Annotated in this window: 7 protein-coding genes; all 7 read left to right on the top strand. The window is 55.9% G+C overall.

Going from position 1 to position 14737, the window contains the following annotated elements:
• Positions 1 to 20 precede the first annotated feature (20 nt).
• The 7 genes from OHL12_RS02375 to OHL12_RS02405 are packed head-to-tail and all read left to right on the top strand — an operon-like array spanning position 21 to position 14722.
• Positions 21 to 2018, top strand: a complete 1998-nt coding sequence (locus OHL12_RS02375; protein ID WP_263412238.1) for a type IV secretion system DNA-binding domain-containing protein — start codon at positions 21 to 23, stop codon at positions 2016 to 2018.
• A 3-nt stretch (positions 2019 to 2021) separates the two neighbouring features.
• Complete coding sequence (gene mobF, locus OHL12_RS02380) at positions 2022 to 4802, top strand: MobF family relaxase (protein WP_263412239.1); 2781 nt, start codon at positions 2022 to 2024, stop codon at positions 4800 to 4802.
• Between the two features lie 42 nt (positions 4803 to 4844).
• Entirely contained in the window at positions 4845 to 7763 is a 2919-nt protein-coding gene (locus tag OHL12_RS02385) for an SNF2-related protein (protein ID WP_263412240.1), read from the top strand.
• 9 nt (positions 7764 to 7772) lie between these two features.
• A complete protein-coding gene (locus tag OHL12_RS02390; RefSeq protein ID WP_263412241.1) occupies positions 7773 to 7982 on the top strand; it encodes a hypothetical protein in 210 nt (69 codons plus the stop codon).
• A complete protein-coding gene (locus OHL12_RS02395) occupies positions 7979 to 10345 on the top strand; it encodes an AAA family ATPase (RefSeq protein ID WP_263412242.1) in 2367 nt (788 codons plus the stop codon). The genes OHL12_RS02390 and OHL12_RS02395 overlap by 4 nt, the downstream gene beginning before the upstream one ends.
• 4 nt (positions 10346 to 10349) lie before the next feature.
• A complete protein-coding gene (locus OHL12_RS02400) occupies positions 10350 to 12038 on the top strand; it encodes a site-specific DNA-methyltransferase (RefSeq protein WP_263412243.1) in 1689 nt (562 codons plus the stop codon).
• Positions 12035 to 14722, top strand: a complete 2688-nt coding sequence (locus OHL12_RS02405; RefSeq protein ID WP_263412244.1) for a DEAD/DEAH box helicase — start codon at positions 12035 to 12037, stop codon at positions 14720 to 14722. Before OHL12_RS02400 ends, OHL12_RS02405 begins: the two co-directional genes overlap by 4 nt.
• Positions 14723 to 14737: the final 15 nt, after the last annotated feature.

Genomic DNA, 14737 nt, shown 5'->3' on the forward strand with positions numbered 1-14737 from the left:
CAGCCCTGCTATGCACCTGCTTGTTCGTCTGGCAGAGGTTCACATTTTCAATGACGCCGCTCCAAAGGAGCTACATGACCGAGTACATCCGCTCCGATATCGGAGCCAAATTCACCGCCCACGAGTCCTATCGGCTTCTCTATCTTGGAGGCGGGAAGGGCAAGCCGCGCCTGGCATTTCCAGTAGACTTCGCCCCCGGCGAAACCATCCTTCCAAATGGCAAGATTGTCCCGGTCGCGCTTTCGGACTTGGCGACCGCCCAGGGCTACCGTTGGTTCTACCGTGGGCCGGAACAGAAGCTCGCAGACCTCTCGCTGAACCGTTGGCTCCGCCTCACGGTTTTCGAGGACAAGGGCCTGTTGGATCTCTTCGCGATCAGCTTTGTTGAAGGCGGAGTCTGCCTCGCTGCCATGCTTTGGTTCGCCGTTCCCTACGACATCCGGCGCTTTAAGCAGATGAAGTATGGGCGGATTCTTCGCGGGCCGCAGTTGCTTTCGCCAAGCGAATTCAACCGCGCGCAGAAGGGCGACGGCATCGGCTTCAAGACAACCGAACTAGGAAAGATGATGCGGATTCCAGCACACAAGGAAGCCCAGCACTTCCAGATCATGGGCGACACGGGCGTCGGCAAGACCCAGCTCATCGTCCAGATGCTCTGTCAGATTCAGGAGCGTGGCGAGTCCGCCATCGTCTACGATCCTGCCTGCGAATATCTCCAACGGTTCTACGACAAAGACCGCGGCGACATCGTTCTAAACCCTTTGGACGAGCGTTGCCCCTACTGGGGTCCGGCTCAGGAGATGGCCTCGAATGCCGAGGCCGACGCTATCGCAGCGTCGCTCTATCAGCCCGCCACCGACGCTAAGGACGAGTTCTTTCACCAGACTCCGGCACAGATTTTCGCCCATCTCTTACGGAAGGGGCCGACTCCGCATCAGCTAGCCGAATGGATGGCCAGCAGCGAGACGCTGGAGCAAATGGTCGCAGGTACAGAGATGTCCTTCTACATCGACCGCAAGGCCGGCCCGCAGCGGGCAGGCGTGCTTGCATCCCTTGGACTGGTAGCAAAATGCTTCCGCCTCTTGCCGGAGAAAAACCAGACCGACCGGACTTGGAACGCCCGAACATGGGCGAAGGAACGCAAGGGATGGATATTCATTACGTCACGTCCGCCCGAACGCGAAACGCTGCGTCCGCTGCATTCGCTTTGGATCGATTTGCTCGTCATGCGGCTGCTCACCGCGCCTCAGCCCGGACAGAAGCCAGTGTGGTTTGTGATCGACGAACTCGCCAGTTTGCAAAAGCTCCCGCAGCTCCATACGGCCATCACCGAGAACCGCAAGAGCAAGAATCCGCTGGTGCTTGGATTCCAAGGAAAGGCTCAGCTTGAGGTCATCTACGGCCACATGGCCGAGGTCATGCTGTCCCAGCCCGCGACCAAGATTTTCATGAAGACGGCGGAACCCAAAGCCGCCGAATGGATCTCTGAAGCCATCGGTAAGGTTGAGATCGAACGCCTCAAAGAGACCAAGTTCGACGGCTCCCGCGCGGGCAAGAACTTCACTGTTGACCGCCAGATAGAGCCGCTGGTGATGGGTTCCGAGATCAGCGGATTGGACGATCGTCACGCCTATCTCAAGCTCGGAAATAACGTGGCAAGGTTCGACTTCGACTACCTCGACCTGCCAACTCCTACGCCAGCCTTCGTCCCACGGAAGTCGGCGGACGGGGAGATGAGCTTCGATCCCGAAACACTGCAGCCCCGCCGTCCTCAGATTCCGGTGTTAGAGGAAGCGGCAGCCGCACCAACTTCCGAGCCACAGTCCGGGGGCGGTGCTCCTTTGGCCCATAAGAAGACTAAGCAGACGGCCAGCGGTGTTCGACAGGAAGAGTCGGTCGGGCTCGCCCCTGAAGTCGGCTCGGAGCACGACGACCCGGAGAACGTGCGGGTGCCATTCGGCCCACATCACCTCGGATTGCACACGACAACCGAGGGTGTGGAGCAAGGGATCTTTTAGACCATGCTCACCATCTCCAAACCACTCAGTTCCGGCCAGGCGCAGAGCTACCACAAGCTGGAGTTCACGTCGGAGACGCAGAACTATTACAAGCAGGGCGACGCTGTTCGGGGCGAGTGGCAAGGTCAGCTCGCTGCCCGCTTCGGGGTTTCCGGCGAAGTGTCGCCGCTCGAATTCTCCCGCCTTGCTGAGGGGAAGAATCCCACGACCGACGAGCAGATGGTCCGGCACCGGGCGGCGATGGAGTACAAGAACGCGGACGGCACGACGACTAAATCCGTCGAACACCGCGCCGGGTGGGATGCCACCTTTTCCGCTCCAAAGTCCGTGTCTCTCACTGCACTTGTAGGAGGCGACGACCGTGTGCGCGAAGCTCACCGCGCCGCTGTCACGACTGCTTTGGACGAGTTGGAGCGGTATACCCAGGCACGGATCGGTGGCAATCATCCCGCCGAGAATACAGGCAAGTTCATCGCTGCCAAGTTCGAGCATGACACCGCCCGCCCGGTCGATGGCTATGCCGCGCCGCAGCTTCACACCCATGCCGTGATCTTCAACGTGACGGAGCGGGCAGACGGCACAACCCGTGCGGTTCAACCCCAGGGTTTGTTCGACAGCCAGAACTTTGCGACGGCGGTGTATCAGTCGGAGTTGACATACCGGCTGACGAGGCTTGGATACGAAATCGAGCCAGGGAGAAGCGGTGCTCCCGAGATCAAGGGGTACTCGCAGGAGTACCTTGACGCGTCTAGCCCCCGCTCCCGACAGATCAAGGAACAACTGGAAAAGACGGGCCACAGCGGTCCGGAGGCCGCGCAGATAGCCGCCCACTCCACCAGGGACCGAAAGCAGACTCTAACGGCGGAAGAGGTTCTGTCGGCCCATCGGGAGATGGCGGCCAGCTTCGGAGATCAACCGCAGCAGGTAATCACCGCTGCACGAGTCCGCGCCAATGAGGAGCAAGCGGAACGGACAACGTCCGCCAAGGAAGCAGTCACGTTCGCTCGCGACAAAATCTTCGAGAGGGAGGCTGTCGCCGACGAGCGGATGATCTTGCGGGACGCTCTGCGTCGCGGCATGGGAGAGACAACGTACCGCGACATCCGAGTAGAGTTCAATCAGCGTCGGGAGATAGGAGATTTCAGCTTCGTCGGTGGAACGAAGCACAGCTCTGGCCGCAGCTTCACTACACCTGAAACCATTGCCGCCGAACGTGCCAACATTCGCTATGTTCTGGATGGCAGGAACGCCGTCGAGCCGATCATGAGTGCGGAGTCGGCTAGGGAACATGCCAGCACGAAGACCTTCCTCAGCGAAACGCAGCGCAGGGTAATTGAGCAAGTCCTCAACTCCGCCGACCGTATTCACGGATTGCAAGGACTCGCCGGCTCAGGCAAGACCAGCGGTCTTCAGTCGATCCGGGAGGGAGCGGAATCGGCTGGTTACAAAGTTGAGGGATTTGCGCCCACATCCAAGGCTGCAGGACAACTCCGTGAGGCTGGAATCGAGGCTACGACACTTCAGAGCTTCCTCGCCCGTGGTCAAAATCATTCAAGTACCGAGCCCCCCACCCGGCATCTCTACATGCTCGACGAGTCCAGTCTCGCGAGCACCAAACAGATGCGCTCACTCCTCGGCAGACTCGGTCCTAACGACCGCGTCCTGGTCATCGGTGACACCCGGCAGCATCAGGGCGTGGATGCCGGGCGGCCATTCCAGCAGATGCAGGAGGCCGGAATGCAGACCTCAAAGCTCGACAAGATCATGCGTCAAAAAGATGCTGAGCTGCTCAAGGCAGTCCAGCATTTAGCAAATGGAGAAACCGTAAAGGGGATCGCCATGCTCGCGGAGCAGGGCCGTGTCACTGAGATTCCAAACGGGCACGATCGCATTGCCGCCATCGCCAGGGACTACGCTGCGAATCCAAAGAACACGATCATTGTCTCCCCGGACAATCGGAGTCGTCAGGAGATCAATGAAGCCGTTCGCACCGAGCTACGGAAAGGCGGAAGATTAGCGGAAGACGGCCAGGTGTTCCGCATCCTCACGCACCGATCAGACATGACAGGAGCAGACCGAACTTGGGCTGCTCGTTACAACGCTGGCGACGTTCTCCAGTACACCGCCGGCAGCAAGGCCGAGGGGATCGAGCGCGGCAGCTTTTCGACCGTCCAGTCTGTCGATGCTCGTGCTAACACCCTCACAGTCTCGTTGGAGGGCGGATCAACCGTCACCTACGATCCGCGTCGGCTGAGGGGTGTGAATGTCTTCCGGGAAGTCGAGCGGGAGTTCGCCACTGGAGAACGGGTTCAGTTCACCGCACCGAACAAAGACCTCGGCGTCGCCAATCGCGACCTCGGAACCGTGGTCAGCCTCGAAGACGGCCAGGTTACTTTGCAAATGGATGGCAAATCCGCCCGCCCGGTTACATTCGACACAGCCGAGTTCCGCCAGTTTGACCACGGCTACGCCGTCACCTCGCATAGCTCACAGGGCCTCACCGCTGGCCGTGTTCTCGCTCATATGGACACCGATTCCTCGCGCGGCCTCATCAACGACCGGCTTGCCTATGTTGCCATTTCACGCGCCTCGGATGATGCCCGCATCTACACCAATAATGCGGAAACCCTCGGAGAGCGTCTGGCATCGGATATCGCCAAAACCGCCGCCGTGGAGTTCCCGAAGCTGATTTCTGCTGGACAGGCCCAGGAGTCTTTCGGCATCTCTGGGAGTCGCGCGGTCGCGCCTGAGGTCGAACTCGAAGGGTTCAGTCTAGGAATCTGAGCCAATGCTCTAAAATTGGTGCACGGAGAATTCTGAGCGCCAATGAGTCTGACGGCCTATCACGCCAAGCTCTTTGCCCATGAGCTGACGAAACGGTCCAGCTCGGACAATGTGGACAAACTTGCGTCTGCACTCTCCGACGCGCAAGTTGACCTCAATCCGCATCAGATCGAAGCCGCGTTGTTTGCGTTCCGCTCCCCACTGTCGAAGGGGGCTATCCTTGCTGATGAAGTAGGCCTCGGCAAAACCATCGAGGCGGGCATTCTGCTAGCCCAGCATTGGGCGGAGCGGCGAAGGACTTTGCTCGTCATCTGCCCAGCCAACCTCCGCAAGCAATGGAGCCAGGAACTCCTCGACAAGTTTTTCCTCCCCAGTGTCATCCTTGAAGCCAAAACCTTCAACGAGGCGATTCGAGCGGGCATTCTGAACCCGTTTCAGCAAAGTAAGATCATCATTTGTTCCTTCCAGTTTGCCCGATCAAAGGAACCCTATCTGCGAACCACTCCGTGGAATCTGGTCGTTATCGACGAGGCCCACCGACTTCGGAACGTCTACAAACCCGGCAATAAGGTGGCGAACTCCATCAAGAATGCCGTTAGCGGCTTTCAAAAGGTTCTGCTAACGGCCACTCCGCTGCAGAACTCCCTTCTGGAGCTTTACGGGCTCGTCAGTATCGTAGACGAGTTCACCTTTGGCGATCTCCGCAGCTTTCGCGCACAGTTTGGTCGTCTGGCTGGTAAAGCGGACTTCGACGCTCTCAAACAGCGGCTACGTCCGATCTGCCAACGCACTCTGCGACGGCAGGTGCTCGCCTATGTGCCGTATACCAACCGACACGCGATGGTTCAAGAGTTTTACCCAAGCCCCGCCGAACAGCAGCTCTACGAACTCGTCTCCGACTACCTCATGGGGGACAAGCTGTACGCTCTTCCAGCCAGCCAGCGCCAGCTCATGACGCTCATTCTGAGGAAGCTGCTTGCGTCTTCGACCTACGCCATCTCCGATACTTTGCTTGGGCTTGCTACCAAGCTGGAGACGGCGGAGGCTGACCAGCAGAAGGCCGCCGAGGTTCCCGCCTCCCTTGCGGATGACTTCGAGACGCTTCCCGAAGTGCAAGAAGAATGGGTTGATGAGGATGAGGGATCGGAATCGGAGTCTGACAGAGCCGATGGAAAGAAGCTACCGGAACGACTCTCTCCAGAGCAATTAGCCGAACTTCGCGCTGAAAAGGACAAGCTCCACCAGTTCCACGCTCTGGCCAAGGCAATTCAGACGAACTCAAAAGGCGACGCACTTCTCACAGCGTTGCAGCGTGGCTTCGAGGCCGCACGCACGGTTCGCATGGAAGATGGAACTGGCGCTCTCCAGCAGAAAGCCATCATCTTTACCGAGTCCCGCCGTACCCAGGTGTACCTATTTAATCTGCTCCAGCAGACTGAGTTCGCTGAGAAAGTTGTGCTCTTCAACGGTACGAACACCGATCCCCAGAGTCAAGCAATCTATCAGGCTTGGATGAAACAGCACGCCGGGACTGACCGCATTACCGGATCACCTACCGCCGACAAGCGAGCAGCCCTGGTCGAATACTTCCGAGACACGGCCAGCATCATGATTGCGACTGAGGCGGCGGCAGAAGGAATCAATCTCCAGTTCTGCAATCTGGTCGTGAACTACGATATGCCGTGGAATCCTCAGCGTATCGAGCAGCGTATTGGCAGATGCCACCGGTACGGCCAAAAGTTCGACGTGGTTGTTGTGAACTTTCTCAACAAGGCGAATGCCGCCGATGTGCGTGTCTACCAGCTCTTAGCCGAGAAGTTCAAACTGTTCGACGGGGTTTTCGGCGCTAGCGATGAAGTCATCGGCGCAGTCGAGTCGGGTGTGGACTTTGAAAAGCGCATCGTCACTATCTACCAGCAGTGCCGCACGACCGAGCAGATTGAGTTTCAGTTCGACCAGCTCCAACAGGAGCTTGAATCGCAAATCGCCCAGGCGCGGAGCGACGCAAGCGAACAGCTCCTCAATAATTTCGATCAAGACGTCATAGATCGGGTTCGCGTTTCGAGCGGAGAATCGCTTGGACGCTTTCAAGACTTGCTTTGGAGGCTTACGGCCTTTTATCTCGCTCCGTTCGCGCGCTTCGATACGCCGGGCCACTCGTTCTATCTGGAGCGTGATCCATTTTCAGCAAACGCCCGCAGCGAGCAACCGGTGAACCCTGGTCCTTACCGCATGGGTAAGAACGTCGAGGATGCAAATACCTATCGCGTTGGACACCCACTGGCACAGGAAGTCTTGCGGAGTTGTTGCGGGCTTCCAACGCCAAAGGTCGAAATCCGCTTCGATCTCAGCAGTAGCGGCAAGCGTATTGCGGCCTTGGAGGTCTTACCAATCCGAAGCGGCTGGCTCGCTTGCTCGCGGTTTACTCTCAACGGATTTGAGACGGAAGACCACATCTTGCTTAGCAGCGTCTTGGACGACGGGCAGCCGCTTGAATCGTCTGCCTGCAAGCGTCTTTTTGATCTTCACGGAGAAGCTGGACAGCCGCTAGTGCTGGAACCGCCGGATTCGCTTCAGTCAGAGATGAATAAAGAGCAGCAACGTGTTCTTGGCGAGCTTGAAGAGAGGAGCGGAAAGTGGCTCGACTCTGAAATCGAGAAACTCGACCGATGGACCGAAGATCTCAAGTACGGTCTTGAACAGGAAATCAAAGATCTGGACAAAGAAATCCGCGAAACCAAAAGGCAAGCAAAAGTGGCCGTCGCTTTGGAGGCAAAGCTGCCCTTGCACCGCAGAGCAAAGGAATTGGAGGCTGATCGAGCCAGCAAACGCCGCGATCTCTTCAATGCGCAAGACGAGATAGATACTCGGAAGGAAAGCTTAATCTCGGATATTGAATCGAGACTGAGAAAGAATGCGGATGTCGAAGTTCTTTTCGTATGCAGGTGGACTTTGGAATAGAGAGGCCTCGTGGACAACACAACGATCGCACTGCCAAAGACCGCCGACGAAGAACTTGCAGATAAGATCGCGGATTCGCTTGGTGCCGCAAAACTCATCTCGACAGAAAAACTACCGCGAGTCAGGGACGGCCTACGTAAAGGCAACTTGACCAGTGCGGATTGGAAACTGCTGGTTGAGCTTAGTGAACCAACAAAGTCCGGAGGCACTGCCGAATGAAGATGCCAATGCAGCAGCTTTCGATTTCTGGATTCCGTGGGGCCACGAAGTCCATAGACCTCATTTTTGAAGACAAGCCCGTTGTCATGATCTTTGGTGAAAATGGCACTGGCAAGTCAACAATCGTCGATGCCATCGACTTCATCTGTAACGAATGTGCTGGCCCCCTTGAGGGTAGGCAATCCACACCTGTAAAGGAATACTTGCCGTCACTGGGCGGCAAGGCCGCCGATTTGAAGGTGCGACTCAAGTGGGCCGCTAAGACCTGGAGCGCTACTTTAGACGGTGCCAAAGCAAAGGTAGTCGGAGGATCGCCGCGCCCAAAAGCTAGAATTCTGCGTCGCACACAGATTCTCGAAATTGTGGACGCACAGCCAGCGAAACGATACGAAGCGTTCAGCAGATTCGTGGCTGTGCCAAAGGTCGAGCAGTCGGAGAATGCCCTGCGAGAGGCCGTCCGGACCGTTGACGCAGAGTTTGATGCAGCGGCCAGAAGTCTCTCAGAAGCTCAAGCTGCCTTAAAGCGACTTCAGACCGAGGCCGGAGCTTCTGCCATAGACCTGATGAAATGGGCCAAAGACAAGAACGACGTAGATCCGAAAGACCTAACTGCGCGAACGCAGCACATCACGACTTTGCTTTCTTCGGTTCAATCAGCGAAAACCGCTTTGAACGGCTTGAATCAGATACGCGGTCAGGCAGCGGAAGACGCGAAATCAATCGAGTCGCTGACTATCGACTTGCAGGCAGCCGAAGAACAAAGCGAAGAAGCGAAGAATGACCTCTTGAAGCTCCTGGATGTTGCGGCGGCCTACTTGACTGCACATGATGACCAGGACTCCTGCCCAGTCTGCGAACGACCAATAGACCGAGCCGAACTCATAGTCCGCTTGAATGCCCGTAAGGCGTCCGGCGCAGCGGTTATCGCCGCATCTGCCGAATTGGATGCTGCCAAGAAATCAGAAGATCGTCGCCAAACATTGGTGAGAGATGCACGAACTCGTTTCTTGAAAGCTGCTGCGACCCTACTCAAAGCGTTTAGCGAATCACAATCTCCGGCGGTCGCGAACACGAAGATCGAATGGAGTACGTTCTCGCTGGTGCAAGACGTAGTCGCGGATGAACAAGTAGATGCTGCTGACCTACAAGCCCAAAGCCTCTTAGCTGTCTGTGAGTCATACGATCCAGCGCTTCAATCAGAGCGCACCGGGCTTTCGGCACAGCTTGAAGCACTACGAGCGATCAAACTTCAATTCGCGGCGGTGGTGAAGTCCAGCAAGCAAGCAAAGGCGCAGGAGACGCTTAGCAAACGATTGAAAGCTGTCCTAAACATTGTGGAAGCGCAGCGTAAGGCTTACGTCGATCAGGCTCTTGCGTCAATTACGCAGCGTGTCGATTCGCTTTATGCCAAGCTCCACCCCGGCGAAAAGCTGGGCGACATCAAGCTACAGCTTGATCCCAACAAACGAGGGAGCCTAAATGTTTCGAGTCGATTCGAGTCCAAGACCGGCATCCCTCCGCAAGCGTATTACAGCGAAGCTCACATGGACACGCTGGGCATCTGCATCTTCATTGCACTTGCGGAGAAGGACGTTGCGGCGAACACACTCCTAGTCTTGGATGACGTGCTCACATCTGCCGATCAGCCGCACGTTGACCGATTCATCAGTGTGATTCACGAAGAACTGACGCTACCCGTTCTTATCACGACACACTATAGGCCGTGGCGTGACCGCTATCGGTATGCGACTGGACCCGTGGGGAATGTCCATTTGATCGAACTTCTCTCCTGGACGCAGGAGCGCGGCGTTCGGCACACAAAGACCAAACTGGAGATTGACCAGTTAAAGGCACTACTAGCTATTGAACCAATCGACCGTCAGGCTCTCGCTTCGAAAGCAGGTGTTCTCCTGGAGGCGGCGCTGCGGGAGCTTTGCATCCAGTACAAATGCAAAATGTCTTTCAATGCCGAGGGACAGCACACTCTTGGTGAGTACCTGAACGGAATCGACTCAAAGCTCCGCAAGCTCATGAAGTGCGTAACGAATAGCAAAAGCGTACCTCCCTCCACGCCGACACAGACCTCAACCGACATACTCCCGTTGTTGGCGGCGGTGGATTCCATGACTTGGATACGGAACCAAGTCGGCGCGCATTTCAACTTGTCCGGTATGGACCTCACGGACGCACAAATCAGCGAATTCGCTAAATCAACGTGCAGCCTTCTTGATGCGTTGATTTGTCTTGAGTGTGGAGAACTGCCAAGAAAGAACACTGGTTCCTGCTTCGCATGCACTTGCAAAAGCCAAGAATTGCACCCACTGACAAGCCCCGGAGCATCAGCCGCTCAGACTGGTAATTGATCGAATGCAGAATAAACAACGACTCGAACTGACATGGATTGGCAAAGAGAACCGGCCACGGTTGGAGCCACGGATTCTGCTTGAAGACCCGGAGAAAAGCTATCACGCAAAGAAGCGCCTTACCGACAGCGACATCTTCGATAACCGCTTGATTTTTGGCGACAACTTACTTGCCTTGAAAGCTCTTGAGCAAGAATTCGCCGGGAAGGTGAAATGCGTCTTCATTGATCCGCCTTATAATACCGGCTCCGCGTTTACGCATTACGATGACGGAGTTGAACATTCCATTTGGCTTTCGCTTATGCGCGACCGTTTGGAATCCCTGCGCCGCCTACTCGCTGCGAATGGAAGCATCTGGATATCTATCGACGACAATGAGGCGCATTACTTAAAGGTCCTCTGTGATGAAGTGTTTGGACGAGAGTGCTTTGTCGCAAGCATTATTTGGGAAAAAGCAGACTCTCCACGAAACTCTGCTCGACAATTTTCTAGCGACCACGATTACATCCTTGTCTACTCCAAGAACCCGGACTGGACTCCTCAACGGTTGCCACGAACTGAGGAGTCCGATTCTATATATGGAAATCCCGACGAAGATCCCAGAGGAGTGTGGCTTCCTGGAGATCCATATGCGAACAAGCCATATTCCAAAGGTCTCTACACTATGACCGGACCATCTGGTAGGACATTTAAACCTCCACCCGGACGCTACTGGCGTGTGTCAGAAGAGAAGCTTCGTGAACTGGACCAGGATGGCCGGGTATGGTGGGGACCGAAAGGTGAGGCGCGGCCTAGTATCAAGCGCTACCTTGCGGAGGTCTCTGACTTGGTTCCTCGCACGCTTTGGCACAAACAAGACGTTGGTAGCAATCGGACCTCGAAAAACGAGATGCGTGCGTTGTTTCCTGGTGATGAGTCATTTACAACTCCGAAACCAGAGAAATTATTGGAAAGACTACTTTTGATTGCAACTCAGGCAGGAGACCTTGTGCTTGACTCGTTCGCTGGGTCTGGAACAACAGGCGCTGTGGCACACAAAATGCGTCGTCGTTGGATCATGGTCGAACTCGGCGAACACGCGCATACCCACGTTATTCCTCGCCTCAAGAAGGTCATCGACGGTGAAGACTCGGGGGGAGTGACCGAAACGACAGGTTGGAAAGGCGGAGGCGGATTCCGTTACTTCCACATTGCGCCGTCTCTACTTGAAAAGGATCGGTTCGGCAATCTCATCATCAGCAAACAGTACAACGCCGCGATGCTAGCCGAAGCGATGTGCAAGGTCATGGGTTTTACCTACGCGCCGAGTGACGAACTGTATTGGCAGCAAGGCCGATCCACCGAGAATGATTTTCTCTACGTCACAACCCAAACGCTCACTCGTGAGCAGCTCGCCAAATTGAGTGATGAGGTTGGCGACAATCGCAGTCTTCTCATCTGCTGCGCTGCGTTTCGTGGCAAGGCCGATGCCTTCCCAAACCTGACCATAAAGAAGATTCCGTCCGCCGTACTCGCAAAGTGCGAGTGGGGGCATGACGATTACAGCCTCAACGTCGCCAGCCTTCTGAAAGCTGCGCCACAAGTGGAATTTGCTCCATTGGTCTCTGAACAGACGCTCACTCCCAAGCAGGCTCGCCGCCGTGCGGCGCAACCGAACCTGTTTACGACTGATGAGAACGGAGGTGCGGAATGAAGCAATCCGGTAACGCTATCGCCAATCGCCTCAGCCTTCGCTTGCCACAACGTGAGTCGCTGGAGATCCTTGACCGCATCTGTGACCTGCTCTCGCTACAAAAGGATCAAGACGCCACTCAAGCGCTCGCCACCGTTCGTGCCGAGTTTGCAAACGTCACCGACTTCGAGCGTGACTTTCCCTCGCTGTGCTTTGCGTTGGCAACTGGCGTCGGCAAGACCAGGCTGATGGGTGCATTCATTGCCTATCTCCATCAGGCGGAACGCATCCGTCACTTCTTCGTCCTTGCCCCGAATCTGACGATCTACAACAAGCTCATCTCAGATTTCACGCCAGGTTCGCGCAAGTACGTCTTCCAAGGACTGTCTGATTTTGTCATTCAGCCCCCGGAGATCATCACTGGTGACAACTATGAGAGCGGGCGCGGTGTTCGTTCCGAGCGCCTGAGCCAACCCGCGATCCCCGGCCTCAAAGACCCCGATGCGCCTGTTCACATCAACATCTTCAACATCAGCAAGATCAACTCTGAGGTTCGTGGCGGCGCGGAGCCACGCATCAAGCGGCTACAGGAGTACATCGGGGAAAGCTATTTCGAGTACCTGTCCGAGTTGGACGATCTCGTTCTCTTGATGGATGAGTCGCACCGCTATCGCGGCAAAGCCGGAATGCGGGCGATCAACGAACTCAAACCGATCCTGGGGCTTGAGCTGACTGCCACACCGCGCACCGAGACAGCCGGTGGTGCGGACTTCAAGAACGTCATCTACAGCTACCCCCTGTCCTCAGCGCTTCGGGATGGATTCGTAAAAGAGCCAGCCGTAGCGACCCGCGAAAACTTCCGTGCAGAAAATTACGACGAGGCCGGCCTTGAGAAGCTGAAGCTGGAGGACGGTGTTCGCATCCACGAACACACGAAAGTCCAGCTCGACATCTACGCCCGAGAAAACATGAAGCCGCTGGTGAAGCCGTTCATGCTTGTTGTGGCGAAGGACACCACGCACGCGAACGATCTTCAAAAACGGATCGAAGCCGAAGACTTCTTCGGAGGGCGCTATAAAGGCCGCGTCATTACCGTCCACTCCAACCAAGCCGGCGACGAGAAGGACGAAACGGTGCAGCAGCTTCTCTCTGTTGAAGATCCCGCAAACCCGACCGAGATCGTCATTCACGTCAATATGCTCAAAGAAGGCTGGGACGTGACGAATTTGTACACCATCGTTCCGCTTCGCACGGCGAATTCACGAACGCTGGTCGAACAGTCCATCGGACGCGGTTTGCGTCTTCCTTATGGAAAGCGGACTGGCGTTCCCGACGTGGATCGTCTGACCATCGTTTCGCACGATCGTTTCCAAGAGATCGTTGACCATGCCAACGATCCCAACTCGATCATTCGCACGGGCATTGTCATCGGGCGGGATATTCCCTATACACCGACGAAGGCTGTCACCATCGAGCCCGTCTTTATGACTCAGTTGGGTTTGGGCATCGCACCTGCGGCTCCCACGCCGGGTGCCCCGCCTCAGCCCGCTCCGACAATTAGCGAGCCCGAGCGAAAGACCGCCGAAGTGACAATGCAAGTCATTCGGCAACAATTTGAGAGACTGACTCGCTCAGGCGATCTTAAGACACGGGATGTCCAACAGCGCATCACCGCGCGAGTAACAGAGCTGATGCAGCCAGTTCAAGGCGAACTTGCATCCATCTTGCCACCGGTAGATGTCGCCTCGGTCGTCGAGCGCGTCACAAGCGCGATTGCCGAACGAACAATCGACATTCCGAAGATCATCGTGACGCCGAAAGGTGAAGTGACTGTCGGCTACCAGGACTTCGATCTCGACTGCGCCAGCTTCCGCCAGCCACCGGCCGAGAAAGACTTGCTTGTACAGCACCTGATGAACAATCAGCGTTTCAAGATTGTTAGCGGTGATGGCATCGTTCTCGAAAAGAATCTTGAGGACTATATCGTTCGCGGTCTCATCGACAAGGACGACATTAATTACGACGAGCACGCCGAACTTCTCTACAAGTTGGCGGGTCAGATGGTGCGCCATCTCCAGTCGTACCTTCAAACCCCGGAAGACGTATTGAATGTGTTGCAGTTCTATCAGACGCAGCTTGTCACGCTCATCCATGCCCAGATGAACCAGCATTACGTCGAGAGAGCAACTGAGTACGAGGTCACAGTCTCGAAGGGCTTCCAGACTCTTACCAGTAGCATGGCGGCGATGCAGACCGACCAAGCAATCCTCCCATTCCGCGCTCCGGTTGAAGAACGTCTCCTGATTCGAGGAATGCTCTTCGGAGGATTCTCGAAATGCCTATATCCCACCCAGAAGTTTGACTCAGACACCGAGCGGCGTTTCGCCATCATCCTTGAAGACGAGACTTCAGTTCTCAAGTGGCTCAAACCACCCAAAGATGTTCTGAGGATTTATTACTACCAGGAAGAGGTCTACCAACCGGATTTCGTCGTCGAAACGGCAACCGCTCGATACCTCTGCGAACCGAAGCGTGCAAGTGAGATGACCGATGAGGTTGTGTTGCTGAAAGCAAAGGCAGCGAAGCTGTGGTGCCAACACGCGAGTACTGTTAGCGAGAAGCCTTGGCACTACCTGCTTATTCCCCACGACGCCATCAGCCAAAGCTCAACCTTTAGAAATCTGACCCAAAGATTTGCACTCTGACATTGACTTATTGGC

The sequence above is a fragment of the Terriglobus aquaticus genome (genome assembly GCF_025685415.1).
Lineage (GTDB): Bacteria > Acidobacteriota > Terriglobia > Terriglobales > Acidobacteriaceae > Terriglobus > Terriglobus aquaticus.